At 30.9% G+C, this 15,639-nt stretch carries 15 protein-coding genes and 1 riboswitch; of the genes, 12 read left to right on the forward strand and 3 right to left on the reverse strand.

The genetic code is table 11. The annotated features are described in order from the left end of the window. Positions 1-6: 6 nt before the first annotated feature. On the reverse strand, positions 7-2,013 hold the full coding sequence (locus tag FQB35_RS03835) for a methyl-accepting chemotaxis protein (RefSeq protein ID WP_148808715.1): 2,007 nt from the start codon (positions 2,011-2,013) through the stop codon (positions 7-9). Between the two features lie 57 nt (positions 2,014-2,070). After that, positions 2,071-2,155: riboswitch (cyclic di-GMP riboswitch) on the reverse strand. Positions 2,156-2,220: 65 nt separating this feature from the next. Then, complete coding sequence (locus FQB35_RS03840) at positions 2,221-2,772, reverse strand: hypothetical protein (RefSeq protein ID WP_148808716.1); 552 nt, start codon at positions 2,770-2,772, stop codon at positions 2,221-2,223. Positions 2,773-3,239: 467 nt separating this feature from the next. Between FQB35_RS03840 and uvrC the strand changes: the two genes are divergently transcribed. Beyond that, positions 3,240-5,114, forward strand: a complete 1,875-nt coding sequence (gene uvrC / locus FQB35_RS03845; RefSeq protein WP_148808717.1) for an excinuclease ABC subunit UvrC — start codon at positions 3,240-3,242, stop codon at positions 5,112-5,114. Positions 5,115-5,119: 5 nt separating this feature from the next. Further along, positions 5,120-6,037, forward strand: coding sequence for an HPr(Ser) kinase/phosphatase (gene hprK, locus FQB35_RS03850; RefSeq protein ID WP_148808718.1), 918 nt, complete (start codon positions 5,120-5,122; stop codon positions 6,035-6,037). Positions 6,038-6,067: 30 nt separating this feature from the next. On the opposite strand, the gene FQB35_RS03855 is transcribed toward hprK, so the two are convergent. Beyond that, positions 6,068-6,568, reverse strand: coding sequence for a MogA/MoaB family molybdenum cofactor biosynthesis protein (locus FQB35_RS03855; protein WP_148808719.1), 501 nt, complete (start codon positions 6,566-6,568; stop codon positions 6,068-6,070). Positions 6,569-6,723: 155 nt separating this feature from the next. Here FQB35_RS03855 and FQB35_RS03860 point away from each other — a divergent pair, with 155 nt between their 5' ends. The 10 genes from FQB35_RS03860 to FQB35_RS03905 all read left to right on the forward strand — a co-directional run bounded on the left by FQB35_RS03860 (position 6,724) and on the right by FQB35_RS03905 (position 15,607). Continuing rightward, the gene (locus FQB35_RS03860) at positions 6,724-7,590 is read left to right on the forward strand and encodes a substrate-binding domain-containing protein (RefSeq protein WP_148808720.1); all 867 of its coding nucleotides are present in this window, start codon (positions 6,724-6,726) and stop codon (positions 7,588-7,590) included. A 15-nt stretch (positions 7,591-7,605) separates the two neighbouring features. Then, a complete protein-coding gene (locus FQB35_RS03865) occupies positions 7,606-8,295 on the forward strand; it encodes an ABC transporter permease (RefSeq protein ID WP_148808721.1) in 690 nt (229 codons plus the stop codon). Position 8,296: 1 nt separating this feature from the next. Next, positions 8,297-9,004, forward strand: coding sequence for an ATP-binding cassette domain-containing protein (locus FQB35_RS03870; protein ID WP_148808722.1), 708 nt, complete (start codon positions 8,297-8,299; stop codon positions 9,002-9,004). Positions 9,005-9,016: 12 nt separating this feature from the next. Continuing rightward, positions 9,017-10,243 carry a molybdopterin molybdotransferase MoeA gene (locus FQB35_RS03875; RefSeq protein WP_148808723.1) on the forward strand — a complete coding sequence of 409 codons (1,227 nt, stop codon included), beginning with the start codon at positions 9,017-9,019 and terminating at the stop codon, positions 10,241-10,243. A gap of 12 nt (positions 10,244-10,255) precedes the next feature. Continuing rightward, positions 10,256-12,181 (forward strand): molybdopterin biosynthesis protein, encoded by a 1,926-nt coding sequence (locus FQB35_RS03880; protein ID WP_231701851.1) that lies wholly within the window; start codon positions 10,256-10,258, stop codon positions 12,179-12,181. A gap of 15 nt (positions 12,182-12,196) precedes the next feature. Beyond that, positions 12,197-13,162 carry a GTP 3',8-cyclase MoaA gene (gene moaA / locus FQB35_RS03885; protein WP_148808725.1) on the forward strand — a complete coding sequence of 322 codons (966 nt, stop codon included), beginning with the start codon at positions 12,197-12,199 and terminating at the stop codon, positions 13,160-13,162. 2 nt (positions 13,163-13,164) lie between these two features. Beyond that, positions 13,165-13,674 carry a cyclic pyranopterin monophosphate synthase MoaC gene (moaC, locus tag FQB35_RS03890; protein ID WP_333473050.1) on the forward strand — a complete coding sequence of 170 codons (510 nt, stop codon included), beginning with the start codon at positions 13,165-13,167 and terminating at the stop codon, positions 13,672-13,674. After that, complete coding sequence (locus tag FQB35_RS03895; protein WP_148808727.1) at positions 13,643-14,083, forward strand: MOSC domain-containing protein; 441 nt, start codon at positions 13,643-13,645, stop codon at positions 14,081-14,083. Before moaC ends, FQB35_RS03895 begins: the two co-directional genes overlap by 32 nt. Positions 14,084-14,704: 621 nt before the next feature. After that, positions 14,705-15,178, forward strand: coding sequence for an NADH-quinone oxidoreductase subunit NuoE family protein (locus FQB35_RS03900; RefSeq protein WP_148808728.1), 474 nt, complete (start codon positions 14,705-14,707; stop codon positions 15,176-15,178). A gap of 63 nt (positions 15,179-15,241) precedes the next feature. Further along, entirely contained in the window at positions 15,242-15,607 is a 366-nt protein-coding gene (locus FQB35_RS03905) for a (2Fe-2S) ferredoxin domain-containing protein (RefSeq protein ID WP_148808729.1), read from the forward strand. Positions 15,608-15,639 lie beyond the last annotated feature (32 nt).

Raw genomic sequence — 15,639 nt, forward strand, 5'->3', positions numbered from 1 at the left:
AGGCTTTTATTCTTCTATCTTAAATAGTTCTACCGTTTTTTGAAGATTTTCTGCAAGTGATTTTAAATTATTTGAATTTGTTGAAATACTTTCTACGGCTGCAAGCTGTTCTTCTGTTGAAGCAGATACTTGCTGGGTGGCAGCTGATGTTTGCTGAGCCATAGCTGAAATATTTGAAATAATATCTAATATTTTATTTTTTTTCTCTTCCATATTTTTATTGTATTCTTTGATTTGAGAAACTTTTTCTGTTAAAGACTGGATAGAATGTAATGTTTGATTAAAAACTTTTTCTGTTTCTTTTACGGATTCATCTTGTTTTTGAACTATTTCTTTTGCTTTTATCATTGTGGTAACTGCTGTTTTTGACTGGGTTTGAATGTTTGTAATTAAATCTTTTATCTCATCTGCTGCTTTTGAAGATTGTTCTGCAAGCTTTCGTATTTCTTCAGCAACAACAGAAAAACCTCTGCCTGATTCGCCTGCTCTTGCAGCTTCGATTGCAGCATTTAATGCTAATAAATTTGTTTGTTCTGCAATTTGTGCAATGGTTTCTGTAATAATGCCGATTTCTTCTGAACTTTTATCTACTTTTAAAACAATGTCATTTACATGCATAGCAGCTTCACTGTTTTCGTTGTTTTTTTCTATTAGAACTTTTACTGTATTTAAGCCTTGATTGCTTAATTGATCTGCTTCTTTTGTAATTGTTTCTATATCTTCTGTAGATGCTAAAACCAACTCAATATTATCTGCTAATTCTTTTGTATTGACAGCACTATTTTCTGTATCTTTTGCTTGTACACTAGTACTTTTTGCTATTTCTTCTATTGTTTTTGCTACTTCTTCAATAGCAGCGGCAGTATGGTCTGTTACTTGTGTTAGTGAATCAGAAGATTCGAATACAGTATGTGAAGCACTTTTTACATTTTTTATTAAATTCCCAATATTAATAAGCATCTCATTGAAACTTTCTCCTATTTGTCCAAGTTCATCATTAGAGGATATTGGCACTCTTACGGTTAAATCTCCCTTTGAAGCTATTTGAATAACTTCTTTAACACGATTTAGTGGTTTTGAGATGTTTCTAGCAATAAATAAAGATAGAATAACAGCGACAATAATTCCTATGAAAATGCCGAATATTGTAAAATGTTTAATAACGTTTGTATCTGTTAAAAGTTCATCATGATCCATAGATGCTACTATTTTCCATCCTGTAATTGGATTTGTATAAAAAACAGCAAATTTATTTCTTCCTTTAAATAAATACTCAAAAAATCCTGATTTTTTAGAATGAGCTTGTTCCCATATGCTAAGTTTTCTAAAGTCATCTTTTCCAATTAGTTCTTTATTTGGATGAGCGATCATTATGCCATTTTTATCGGTTACATAAATATATCCTTCATTGCCTATGGTTATTTTAGATAGATTTTCTGATAAAAGACGAAGATTTATATCAACACCGATTACCCCTATAACTTTATCATTATCAATTACTGTTTTAGCAACAGTAATGACAACATCTCCTGATGTAGCATCTTTATATGGGTCTGTCCATACAACTTTTCCTTTATTATTTAAAGCTTTTTTATACCATGGCCTTCGTCTAGGGTCATATCCATCTGGAATTGCTTGATTAGGATAAATATATATATTACCATTATTAGAACCAAAGTATGTATTCATAATTTCTGAATCACTTTCTTTTACATTTTTTAATATATTCATGACTAATTCATGACTGCTATAGTAGTTGTCATTTGAACTTTGGATTAATCTTTTAAAATTGATGTTGCTTGATAATATATTTACACTTGTTTCTTTTCCTTTTAAAAATTCGCTTAGTCCCATATTGATTCGTTCAACCAATTGAGTAGATGTACTTACCATTTTTTCCATTAAAAGATCATGTGATTTTGAATAGGAAAAATACCCTAATAAACTCATAGGAATTATTATGGATAAAACAATCATGACAAGCAATTTGTTTCTTATTGTTCCTTTTTTCATAGCTGTCCCCCCATACGTTAGATTAAAAAAAGCACCTTTTTCAGGTGCCTATAAACTTTTAGCAGCCTGGCAGTCATAGAATTTATTCTTTAGACCCATAGCTTTGCGTCCTTACCTTTCGATAAGTTTGCCAATTAATGTATTTATTTTAAAACATAATATCAAAAAAAAACAAAAATTGCAAGAATATGATGAAAAACAAAAATTTTAGTTGTTTATTATCATTCCCCGGGCAATATTATTCTTTGTGAGTACAACGCCAACAATATCTCCAACTCTTAGATCGTTAAAATCTAGATTCATTTTCTTATCATTACGCTTAATTATAATAACTATATTTTCTGAGATTTTTATATCTGGTTCTATGCTGATGCTGTTATCATCAAAGTGCTGTTCGATAGTTATTGTTCTTTCTTTTTTGTTAATATTTCGGATTTCTCCATAGGCAAAAATTTCATCATTCCAAGGATCAGCAGCTTTAAAGTCTTTAAATAAAAGATTATTTTTTAAGATTATTGTATTATTTTTTGCATCTAAAGAAAATGAACAGTTCATCTTTGATATAGCTTCTAAAGGTATATATATATTGCCTTTATATAGTATTGTTTTTATAGGGAGAGGGGAATTGTCTTGGATTTTTATTTTTGTATTTTTAATAAAAGCGGACACTTCTTCTAAAGGAATTCCTGCAACTGCTATAGATGATGTGATAAAGATGATGCTTAAAATTATTGAAAATTTTTTTAAAAAAGCTTTCATTGTTATTCCTCCTTAAATGTTGTTGTAGGTAACTTTTGTTATCTTAGCTTGTTGATAAAGTTATATTTATCAATGAATTGAAAAATAACGTTCATAAACAAAGCTTTATAGAAAACAAAGCTTCATAATTTCGAAAAATCCTAACGCACCTAATCAAGACGTCCTGTCTTGTAGGCTGCTGGCTTAGCATCCATGCTGAGCCTACGAATTTTTCTGAAATTATTCATCAAGTTTTCTTTATTAAAGCTTTGCAATTATTCACTTTTATTTTTCATTCATAATAATTAGATAACTTTTGTTATCTTTATATTTTCTTTTTTTCCAAAAGTTCTATGTCTAGAGTATTGTCAAACGTTTTAAAAAGTATACATATTTTTAAAATGACTAGGAAATAATAAATCATTAAAGCTTAATTTTTGATAAAATAAATGTATTGAAAACTTTAAAAAAAATGAGAGGAAGTAGATATGTTTGATATAAAAGAACAACTAAAAAAATTACCCCAAAAGCCTGGTGTTTATTTGATGAAGGATTCTACTGGTGAAATTATTTATGTTGGTAAGGCAATATCACTAAAAAACAGGGTACGGCAGTATTTTCAGTCTTCTAAAAATCATTCTCCTAAGGTTTTGGCTATGGTAGGAAATATTTCTGAATTTGAATATATTTTGACAGATTCAGAGGTAGAGGCATTAATCCTTGAAGCTAATCTTATTAAAAAGCACCGGCCTAAGTATAATGTACTTCTTCGAGATGATAAGCAATATCCTTATATAAAGGTTACTATAGGAGAAAAATATCCAAGGGTTTTCAAAACACGAAGGGTTATTAAGGATGGGGCTAGGTATTTTGGTCCTTATATTAATGTAGGAGCAGTTAATAATACGATTGAAATGCTAAAAAAGTTTTATCGATTAAGAACTTGTAATAAGAATCTTGAAAAAAATAAAGATAGAGCTTGCTTAAATTATCATATAGGTAGATGTTTAGGTCCTTGTCAAGGACATATAGATAGTGAAGAATATATGAAAATGATTGATGAAATCGTACTATTTTTAGGGGGAAAACATGAAGCATTAGTAAAAAAAATAGAAAAAAAAATGAAGGATGCTGCAGCCTCTATGCAATTTGAAAAAGCAGCAGAGTATAGAGATCAAATCATTGCCATTAATAATATTATGGAAAAACAAAAAATGGTTTTAGCTTCTGATATAGACCAGGATTTGATTGCTATGGCAAGAGGGGGTAAGGATATATGTGTGATGGTTTTCTTTGTAAGAGGTGGAAAACTAATAGGAAGAGAACATTATATGCTCAGTGCAAGAGAAGATGAGGAAAGAGGAGAAATTATCAGTGCTTTTATAAAGCAGTTTTATGCAGGTGCAGCCTTTGTGCCGAAGGAAATTCTATTGCAGGAAAAAATCAATGACCTTGATGTCATTGAAAAATGGCTCTCTGTAAAGAAAGGTTCGAAAGTATTGGTAAAAATTCCTCATAGAGGAGAGAAAAGAGCACTTCTTGAATTGGTATATAAAAATGCTGTAGATACTTTATCAAAATTTCGTGATAAGATTATAAAAGATAAAGAAAAAAGTGAGGGTGCTATAAAAGAGTTGAGAGAGTATTTAAATCTTTCAAAACCTTTATTTCGAATAGAGTCATTTGATATTTCTAATACTCAAGGAGTAAATTCAGTTGCTTCAATGGTTGTGTTTGAAAACGGAAAACCAAAGTATAGTGATTATCGAAGGTTTAAAATTAAGACAATAGAGGGCCAAAATGATTATGGGAGTATGCAGGAAGTTATTTACAGAAGATTTAAAAGGGGAATAGAAGAAAAAGATAATATGAAGGAAAAAGGAATTATAGATGAAGAAGGGAAGTTTTCTAAATTTCCTGACCTTATATTGATAGATGGAGGAGTAGGACAAGTAAATGCAGCTAAAGAGGTATTAAATGCATTAGGACTTAATATTCCTATGGCGGGAATGGTAAAAGATGATCGCCACAAAACAAAAGATTTAGTTTATAATGGTAAGATAATAAATATAAAAAAAAATCAGCTTATTTTTCAACTGATTGGGAAAATTCAAGAGGAAACCCATCGGTTTGCGATTACTTATCATAAGAGCTTAAGAGGAAAAACAGCAGTGCAATCAATATTAGAAGAAATACCAGGAATTGGAGAAAAAAGAAGAATTGCATTGTTAAAATATTTCAAGACAATAGAAAAAATAAAAAAAGCTTCTATAGATGAGTTGAGTCAAGTAAAAGGCATGAACAAAAGAGCTGCAAAAGAAATAAAAGATTATTTTTCAAAGAAAAACACAAAAAAGGAGTAGGTATTATGGCATTTGTAACAATTGATCAATTGATTAATGATTTAAAATTAGAAGTAATTTATAAACCTGAAAAAACGGATATAAATATAGAAGTGAGTGATATTAATAGACCTGGATTGCAGTTAGCAGGTTTTTATGAATATTTTGCTTATGAAAGAGTACAAGTAGTAGGGAAAGTAGAGTGGACATATTTTGATAGCCTTACACCTGAAGTAAGAAAGGAAAGAACAGAAAAATTATTTTCACACCAACTGCCTTGTGTCATTGTAACAAGAGGATTAGAAGTTCATAAAGAGTGTTTAGGGGCATCAAAAAAATTTAATCGTCCCTTGCTTAGAACTAATATAAATACAACAAAACTGATTAGTCAGTTAATGACGTATTTAGAAGAAAAATTAGCCCCTGTTATAACAAGGCATGGGGTATTAGTAGATGTGTATGGAATTGGTATATTACTTATTGGCGAAAGTGGTATTGGAAAAAGTGAGACTGCACTAGAGCTTATTAAAAGAGGACATAGATTGGTAGCAGATGATGCTGTGGAAATTAAGAAGATAGATAACAATACATTAGAAGGAAGTGCACCAGAACTTATTAGACATTTTATGGAGCTTAGAGGAATCGGTATATTAGACATTAAGCACTTATATGGTGTAGGTTCAGTAAGAGATAAAAAAATGATTGAACTTGTTATTGAGATGCAAAACTGGAGTCCTGATAAGCAGTATGATAGATTGGGAATGGATGAAGAATTTATGGAGATTTTAGGGGTTAATGTACACAAAATCACTATTCCTATTAAGCCAGGGAGAAATTTGGCCATGATTATCGAGGCAGCAGCTAGAAACCATAAACAGAAACAAATGGGACATAATGCAGCAGAGATATTGAATGAAAGGCTTTTAAGACAGTTTGGTGAATAATATTAAAAAAGAGAATTGATCAATTTTTGATCAATTCTCTTTTTCTTTAGCACATTCTGATGAGGTTCCTTTTAGAATTTCTAGTCCATGTGAAAGGCTTGGTATTATAAAATCTAAAATTTCACTAACAGCTTTAGGGCTTCCTGGAAGATTGATTATTAAGGTGTTTTTCCTTATACCTGATACGGCTCGAGACAACATAGCTCTTGGAGTTATCTGAAGGCTTTTGTATCTTATAGCTTCAGATATTCCAGGAGCTAATCTTTCTACTACATTTAAAGTGGCTTCAGGTGTTATATCTCTTTTTGAAAAACCTGTACCACCTGATGTCAAAATCAAATCAAGACCTAAATTGTCACACATATGGATCATTTCTTTTTCTAAAATTTCTTGTTCATCAGGCAAAATAGTATATTTTTTTGTTATATAATAATTATTCTCCATAATTTCTTTTATTATTTTACCGCTTTTATCAATCCGTTCTCCCTTATAACCTTTATCACTAGCGATAATAATACCTAGTGTAAACATTAAAATACCCCCTTTATGGTTTATTATATCATCTATAGATTTTTAATATTATGAAAATACAAACTTTTCTCTATTGAATTTTGATCAAAACAAATATAGAATAAAAGAGAGTGTTACAAATTTTGGATAAATTATAATTTATTGGGGGAATAAAAATGAAATTGGGAAAGAAAAAAATTTTTAGTCTTGCTTTGATACTTGTATTGGTAATAGCTTTACTATCAGGTTGCGTACAAACAGCACCAACAGAGGAGACAAGTAAAGAAGTGAAAAACAGCAGTATCATTTTGGCTACTACAACAAGCACAGAAAATAGTGGTTTGCTAGATTATCTACTGCCTGTTTTTGAAAAAGATACAGGGATTAAAGTAAAGGTAGTAGCAGTTGGAACAGGGAAAGCATTAAAAATGGGAGAAGACGGGGAAGCAGACGTATTGTTAGTACATGCTAAGTCTTCTGAAGAAGCTTTTGTAAAAGCAGGTCATGGCTTAGAAAGATTTGATGTTATGTATAATGATTTTGTGATAATTGGACCAAAGAACGATCCTGCTAAACTTTATGAAAATGCATCGAATGATGTAATAAAGGCTTTTAAATTAATTAATAAAGGGAATGCAAAATTTGTATCAAGAGGGGATGATTCTGGTACCCATAAAAAGGAGAAAAAATTCTGGGAAGAAGCGGGAATTGAGCCTAAAGGAGATTGGTATTTGTCAGCTGGTAAAGGAATGGGAGATGTAATCCAGATGGCAAATGAGATAGAAGGATATACTTTATCTGATAGAGCTACTTATTTATCAATGAAAGATAAAATTGATTTAGAAATTCTTGTAGAAGGAGATAATAAATTATTTAACCAATATGGAGTCATTGCCGTAAATCCTAATAAAAATGAAAAGATTAATAATGATGGAGCACAAAAGTTTATAGATTGGATTTTGGGAGAAAAAGCACAAGGGCTTATTAAAGCATTTGGAAAAGATAAATTTTCTAAACCTTTATTTATTCCAAATGCAAGATAGACAGGAGTGATAAATGTGGGAGAAATATGGGAAGGATTTAAGGATGCATATAATCTTTTGATTTCTTTTGATGAAGAAGTTTATAAAATTATTCTGTTATCCTTATATGTTTCTCTCACTGCTACTTTTGTTTCTAGTTTTTTTTCAGTGCCAGCAGGTATTTTTTTAGGAATAGTAGACTTTAAATTTAAAAAAGTTGTTGTTAGGGGAATCTATACCCTCATGAGTATGCCCCCTGTTATTGCAGGCTTAGTAGTATTTTTGCTTATATCTAGAAAAGGGCCTTTTGGATTTTTAGGATTAAGTTTTACACCTGCTGCAATGATTATTGCACAAACTTGTTTGGTTATTCCTATTATTACAGGAATTGTTTATAATGGGACAAAGCAAAAAGGACAAAGGATCAAAATGGTTGCTAAAACCTTAGGAGCCGATAAATTTCAAACATTAAGTTTACTTTTAAAGGAGCTGCGTGTGAACGTATTTACAGGGATTGTTACGGGATATGGTAGAGCTATATCAGAAGTAGGTGCAGTAATGATTGTAGGAGGAAATATTAAAGGCTATACAAGAGTGATGACGACATCCATTGCAATGCTTCAGAGTATGGGAGATTATTCGATGGCAATTGCAATTGGAATTGTTTTAATTATGATTTCTTTTGTCATTAATGGTATACTTTATAATTTTCAACAGGGTGAGTAATATGCAAATTTCTATTAACAATTTAGTAAAAGAATATAATGGACATCGTGTATTAGATGTAGGATATTTAAATATCAATAAAGGAACAATTCTAGGAATTATTGGACCTAATGGAGCAGGGAAAAGTACATTGATAAAGATTATAGGAGGATTAGAAGAAGCAACGAGTGGGCAAGTTTATTATAATGGGAAAAAAATATACTCTCAAAAAGATATTACAGTAGTATTTCAAAAGCCTTATTTACTTAGGACAACAGTGTTTAATAATGTTGCTTATCCACTAATGATTCGAAAAGAAAAGAAAAAAGCTATAAATAATAAGGTAAACAAAATCTTAAAGGAGATTGGAATAGAGAATCTTAAGAATCAAAAGGCTTGGACATTATCAGGAGGAGAGATGCAGAAAGTTGCTTTGGCTAGAGCATTAATATTTCGTCCTTCATTATTAATATTAGATGAACCAATGTCTAATATGGATCCTTCTTCTATTGCTATTATGGAAGAGATGATAAAAAAAATTAACCAAATAGAAAAAACAACTGTCATAATAATTACCCATAGCCTTCAGCAAGCAAAGAGAATCTGTAAGGAAGTTGTTTTTATGCATAAAGGAAAAGTACAAGAGTTTGGGAGTATGAAAGAAGTGATTTTTAATCCTAAAAACCATATTACAAAAGCATTTATTCAAGGAGAGCTTTTGATTTCATAAAGGGGGTAGATCATGAAGCTTTTAAATGTAGATACGGTGGAAGAAGTAAAACAAAAAATAGATCATTACTTTGAACATTTTCATATAGGAACTGAAGTAATTAATATAACAGAGGCTCTAGATAGAATTTTATCAGAAGATGTATATGCTTCTATAGATTTACCAGAATTTAATCGATCAACAGTAGATGGATATGCAGTAGTTTCAAAAGATACATTTGGGGTTAATGAGAGCTTGCCTACCTTTTTAGAGGTTGTTGGAAAGGTAGAAATGGGAGAGAATACAACTTTGTCTATTATTAGTGGGCAAGCAGCTTATGTTCCTACTGGTGGAATGATTCCGATTGGTGCTGATGGGGTTGTGATGATTGAGTATGTTGAAAATCTTGATAATAAGACAATTGCAGTTTATCATCCTGTTGCACCAGGTGATGGGATAATTAAAAAGGGAGAGGATATAAAAAATAATTCTTTATTACTTTCTAAAGGAAGAAAATTAAAATCACAGGATATAGGGGCTTTAGCAGCTGTTGGAGTAGATAAAGTAAAGGTTTTTAAAAAAATAAAGACAGCCATTATTTCAACAGGAGATGAAATCGTTGATATAACTTGTAAAGTAAAGCTTGGACAGATTCGAGATATTAATACTTATTCTTTATCAGCAATGGTTATTAAAATGGGAGGAGAAGTTACAAAAAAGATTGTTGTAGAGGATAATTATGAAACCTTAAGAGATATAGTAAAGATGGCAATAAAAGAGAACGATTTTGTTGTTATTTCTGGTGGAAGTTCTGTTGGAGAAAAGGATTTAACAGAAAAAGTGATAGATTCTTTTGGGGATGTAGGGGTTTTTGTTAATGGAGTTTCTATAAAGCCTGGAAAACCAACTATTATTGGGAAGGTAGAGAATACAGCTATATTCGGATTGCCTGGACACCCGGTTTCTGCCATTGTTGTATTTCGATTATTTGGAGGGTACTTAAGAGATAAAGTATTTTCTATAAATGAGAAAAAAATAGGGATTTATGCCATATGTGATGCCAATATACATTCTTCTGAAGGAAAAGAGACGTATCAAATGGTCAGGATAGAAGAGAAAGATAATGAATATATAGCAAAACCAATTCATGGAAAATCTGGAGCTATTTCATTAATGACTAAGGCAGAAGGATATATAAAGATTGATACAAATAAAGAGGGGGTTAAAAAGGGAGAAAAGGTAAAAGTGATTCTTTTATAAAGGGGGATGGCATTGAAAAATAAAGAACGCAATTTATATCTTTCAAATGTTGCAGTAGAAAAAGCACTGAATATTTTTTTAGAAAGAATAAATAAAAATTTAAAAAACCATGAGAAAGAGTTTATTTCAGTGATTGATTCTCTTGGACGGGTTAGCGCATCTGCTGTATTTGCAAAATATTCTTCACCAAATTATAATGCATCAGCAATGGATGGGATTGCAGTAAAAGCATCTACTACATTTTTTGCTTCTGAAAGAAATCCAATACAACTTAAGATCAATAAAGACTTTATTTATGTAGATACAGGGGAGCCAATAAAGAAGCCTTATGATGCTGTTATTATGATTGAAGATGTCGTAGAAATAGATGAAGAAAGGGTAGAAATAATAAAAGCAGCTTCTCCTTGGCAGCATATCCGTCCTATAGGAGAAGATATTGTAGCTAATGAGATGATTATTCCATCAAATCACATCATCAGACCGGTAGATATAGGTGCATTATTAAGTGGAGGAATATATGAATTAAAGGTTTATAAAAAGCCTAAAGTAGGTATTATTCCTACAGGTACGGAAATTATTGAACCAGGAGAAAAAATGGAAGATGGAAAAATTATTGAATCTAATTCTAGAGTATTTGAAGGACTTGTAAAAGAGTTAGGGGGAGAGCCTAATCGATACAAGCCAGTACCAGATGATTATTATTTATTAAAGAGTACTATTTTAAAAGCAATAGATGAAAATCATATAGTTATTATAAATGCTGGGTCTTCGGCAGGAACAAAAGATTATACAAAAAAATTAGTGGATGAATTAGGAGAGGTACTTGTTCATGGAATTGCAACAAAACCAGGAAAACCAACTATACTTGGGGTAATAAATGAAAAGGCGGTTATTGGTATACCAGGATATCCTGTTTCTGCTTATTTTGTATTTGATACTTTTGTAAAGCCTCTTATCAAAAAATATCAAGGACAATATATGGATGATTCAAATAAAGTTCAGGCTGTTTTATCAAAGCGGATTGTTTCTTCTTTAAAACATAAGGAATTTGTCAGAATTAAATTAGGAAGAGTAGATGAGCAGCTGATTGCGACCCCTCTTAGTCGAGGTGCAGGTGTAAGCATGTCTCTTGTAAGGGCTGATGGAGTATTTGTTATTCCTCAAAATAGTGAAGGGGTTGAGGCTGGTGAAAAGATAGAAGTATCCTTATTAAAACCATTAAATAAAATCAATAAAACGATTGTATCTATAGGAAGTCATGATTTGATTATGGATTTAATCGGAAATCTTATCCATAAACAAAATGCTTTTTATGATTTATCATCTGCTCATGTTGGAAGTCTAGGTGGAATTATGGCATTAAGACGTAGGGAAGCTCATATTGCTCCTATTCATTTATTAGATGCTACAACGGGTGAGTATAATGTATCATTTGTTAAAAAATATTTATCAAATCTAGATATGGCCCTTATAAAGGGAGTAAAAAGAGTACAAGGAATTATTATTCAGAAAGGAAATCCAAAAAATATCTATGACTTTGAAGATTTATTAAAAGAAGAAATTGTATTTGTAAATAGGCAAAGAGGGGCTGGAACAAGGATTTTGCTAGATTATGAACTAAAAAAACGAAAAATAAATCCAAGCAAAATAATAGGTTATGACAGAGAAATGACTACCCATATGGCTGTAGCAGCTGCAGTAGCATCAGGATCAGCAGATGCAGGCGTTGGGGTTTTATCAGCAGCGAAGGCAATGGATTTAGAATTTATTCCTATAGGAGAAGAAGAATATGATTTTTTAGTTCCTGTGAAATATTTAGATAAAGGTATGATACAACTATTTATAAAAGTTATAAAATCTAAAGAATTTAAAGAAATATTAGAAAATATGGGCGGTTATGGATTAGAACATACGGGGGAGATTATAAAGGTTAAATAAAAAGAGGGGATAAAAATGAAGGATCCTTTTGGTAGAAGCATTAATTATCTTAGAGTTTCAGTTACAGATTTATGCAATTTAAGATGTAAATATTGTATGCCAAAAGAAGGTGTTTATAAAAGAAAGCACGAACAAATTTTATCCATTGAGGAGATATTTAAAGTAGTAAAAGCATCAGTGAATTTGGGAATAGAAAAGGTAAGAATAACAGGAGGAGAACCCCTTGTTCGCAAAGGGATGATTCATTTAATTGAGAAGATATCTAACTTAGAAGAAATAAAAGATGTTGCTTTAACAACTAATGGTACTTTACTAAAAAAATATGCAAAAGATTTAAAACATGCAGGATTAAAGCGTGTAAATATTAGCCTAGATACCTTAAAAGCAGAAAAATATAGTGAAATAACAAGGGGCGGAAGATTAGGGGATGTTTTAGAAGGAATAGAAGAAGCAAAAAAGATAGGTCTTTTTCCAGTTAAATTAAATGTGGTGGTCATAGGTGGTTTTAATGATGATGAAATCATGGATTTTGTAAATTTAACCATAAAAGAAAATATAGAAGTTCGCTTTATAGAATTAATGCCTATTGGTCAAGCAAGCAAATGGGCAAAATCTAAATTTTTATCTAATGATGTTTTAAAATATCAGCTAAAAGATTTAATCCCTGTATATGAGGGAGATAAAAGCAGTCCTGCTCAGTACTTTAAATTTGCTGATGCAAAAGGAAAAGTAGGGTTTATAAATCCTATAAGTCATCATTTTTGTAAGTATTGCAACCGTATACGTCTAACTGCAGATGGTAGGTTAAAGCCCTGCTTACACTCAAATAAGGAAATTGATTTAAAATCTATTCTAAGGCAAAAAAATGGAAATTTAGAAGATATGATTAAAATTGCTATTTATAAAAAACCTAAGGAACATAAATTAAATGAAAAGGATCATCAACCTATTATAAGAGATATGGTTAGAATAGGAGGATAATTATGTTTACCCACATAGATGAAAATGGAAGAGTAAAAATGGTAGAAGTAGGAGATAAAGAAGATACAAAAAGATTAGCAGTAGCAAGAGGATGTATTAAGGTAGCAAAAAGTACAATGAAGATGATTCAAGAAGGAAAGATGAAAAAGGGAGACGTTTTATCTGTAGCACAAATAGCAGGGATTATGGGAGCAAAAAAAACTAGTGAGAATATTCCTATGTGCCACAACATATTTATTACAGGAGTTGACATGAAATTTTACTTAGATGAAGAAAGATCTGTTATTCATATTGAAGGAGTAGTAAAAACAATAGGAAAGACTGGGGTTGAGATGGAAGCATTAAATGCAGTATCTGTTGCGGCTTTAACGATTTATGATATGTGTAAAGCAGTAGATAAAGATATGGTTATTTCTGATATAAGATTGGTAAAAAAGACAGGAGGAAAGTCAGGGACTTACATTAGAGAGGGGGAGAAATTTGAAAGGGAAAGTTTTGGCAGTAAATATTAGTAAAAAAAAGGGAGTTGTAAAAACACCTATAGAAGAAGGAGTTTTTCAAGAAGGACATGGTTTGGTAGGGGATGCCCATGCTGGAAAATGGCATAGACAGGTTAGTTTACTTGGTGTTGAAAGTGTTGAAAAAATGAAACAAGCAGGAGTTAAGGGACTCTGCAATGGAAAATTTGCTGAAAACCTGACAACAGAAGGAATTGTTTTACATAAATTACCTATAGGTACAAAACTAAAAATAGGAGAAACTATTCAAGAGGTTTCTCAAATAGGAAAAGAGTGTCATGATGGTTGCATTATAAAAAAACAGGTAGGTAAGTGTATTATGCCAAATGAAGGAATCTTTACAAGGGTTTTAAAGGGTGGAAAAATTAGGGCAGGTGATTTAATAGAAGTGATAGAATCGTAAAAAACTCCTTGGTCAGAAAATGACTAAGGAGGTTTTATTTATATAAAAATCTGAGCTTGTTGACAAATTTATTATAAATGAATTGAAAAATAACGCTCATAAACAAATTTTTAGAGAAAACTTTGCAATTATTCACTTTTATTTTTCAATCATAAATTTTATTTTGTCTATAGTATGAGATTTTATTTATATAAAAATCTGATTATATGACAAATTTTTGTTTGACATAAAGGAAAAATGAAGATAGAATTTTAATAATGGTGAAAATTTAAACGATCACACAAACAAATAACATGCAGAAAATACTAAAAATTCAAAAAAATAAATAATTAATTTTGCCAAAATGCAAATACCAAAATATAGAAGGAAAAATAATTATATAGAAAATGTATGGAATTTACATCAATACAAATAATTTGGAATTATATCAAACTATTTTGAAAATATGCCAGAAAATGATGGACAATTTCAAAAATGGAAAAAAAAACTTTGAAAAAGATTGATAAAAAATATACAAAATTCACTTATTATTTGATATAATGATGATAATTTGGTGTAAGACAAAAATTTGTTTTATTTATAAATTAATTTTTAAAATTACAATAAAGAGGGGGAGGTTCTATGGCAAAGAAAATTTTTACAGAAGAAAACTTTGCAAAATTAGATGAAGTAATTCAAAAATATAAAGACACAAAAGGTGCTTTGATGCCAGTCTTAAATGATGCACAAAAAATATTTGGATGTGTTCCATTAGAAGTGCAAAAAAAGATTTCTGAAGGACTAAATATCCCTATGGCAGAGATCTATGGTGTTGTTACTTTCTATGCACAATTCTCTCTTGAACCAAAAGGGGAGTATGTAATAGGAGTATGCTTAGGTACAGCTTGTTATGTAAAAGGTGCTCAAAAGATTATTGACAGAATTAAGGAAGAAATTAATGTAGAGGTTGGAAAAACTTCACCAGATGGAAAATTCACATTAGAAGCGACTAGATGTATTGGTGCTTGTGGACTAGCTCCAGTATTAACTGTTAATGAAGATGTATATGGAAGATTAGTTGAATCAGATGTGCCTGGAATACTTGAAAAGTATTAATATTAATAACGGTGTAGGAGGAAAACGTTATTACGAAACCTTAAACTAGGAGGGGGACACTTTATGAAATCTTTAGAGGAATTAGCAAAAATCCGTGAAGAAGTATTAAAAAAAGTTGATATAAGATGTGATAGAGAAGGAACAAGAATTGTTGTAGGTATGGCTACTTGCGGTATATCTGCTGGTGCAAGACCAGTGCTTATGGCATTATTAGAAGAAGTAAAAAAGAGAAATCTTCAAGATGTAATTGTATCTCAGACAGGATGTATAGGTGTATGCAGATTAGAGCCAATCATTGAAGTATATAGACCAGGAGAAGAAAAAGTAACGTATGTAGAAATGACTCCAGAGAAAGCGAAGCAAGTTGTTGCAGAGCATATTGTCAATGGAAAAGTAATCGACAAATATACCATTGGAGCGGCAGAGTAATATAGATAAATAATTTGTGAGGAGGTAAGATG

Source organism: Crassaminicella thermophila, assembly GCF_008152325.1.
In the GTDB taxonomy this organism is placed as follows: Bacteria; Bacillota; Clostridia; order Peptostreptococcales; family Thermotaleaceae; genus Crassaminicella_A; species Crassaminicella_A thermophila.

Coding starts and splice junctions, on each gene's coding strand:
- FQB35_RS03870 (WP_148808722.1), top strand. CDS start 8,297: ATGCAAATTTCTATTAACAATTTAGTAAAAGAATATAATGGACATCGT.
- FQB35_RS03840 (WP_148808716.1), bottom strand. CDS start 2,772: ATGAAAGCTTTTTTAAAAAAATTTTCAATAATTTTAAGCATCATCTTT.
- FQB35_RS03860 (WP_148808720.1), top strand. CDS start 6,724: ATGAAATTGGGAAAGAAAAAAATTTTTAGTCTTGCTTTGATACTTGTA.
- FQB35_RS03900 (WP_148808728.1), top strand. CDS start 14,705: ATGGCAAAGAAAATTTTTACAGAAGAAAACTTTGCAAAATTAGATGAA.
- FQB35_RS03905 (WP_148808729.1), top strand. CDS start 15,242: ATGAAATCTTTAGAGGAATTAGCAAAAATCCGTGAAGAAGTATTAAAA.
- hprK (WP_148808718.1), top strand. CDS start 5,120: ATGGCATTTGTAACAATTGATCAATTGATTAATGATTTAAAATTAGAA.
- uvrC (WP_148808717.1), top strand. CDS start 3,240: ATGTTTGATATAAAAGAACAACTAAAAAAATTACCCCAAAAGCCTGGT.
- moaC (WP_333473050.1), top strand. CDS start 13,165: ATGTTTACCCACATAGATGAAAATGGAAGAGTAAAAATGGTAGAAGTA.
- FQB35_RS03855 (WP_148808719.1), bottom strand. CDS start 6,568: ATGTTTACACTAGGTATTATTATCGCTAGTGATAAAGGTTATAAGGGA.
- FQB35_RS03835 (WP_148808715.1), bottom strand. CDS start 2,013: ATGAAAAAAGGAACAATAAGAAACAAATTGCTTGTCATGATTGTTTTA.
- moaA (WP_148808725.1), top strand. CDS start 12,197: ATGAAGGATCCTTTTGGTAGAAGCATTAATTATCTTAGAGTTTCAGTT.
- FQB35_RS03875 (WP_148808723.1), top strand. CDS start 9,017: ATGAAGCTTTTAAATGTAGATACGGTGGAAGAAGTAAAACAAAAAATA.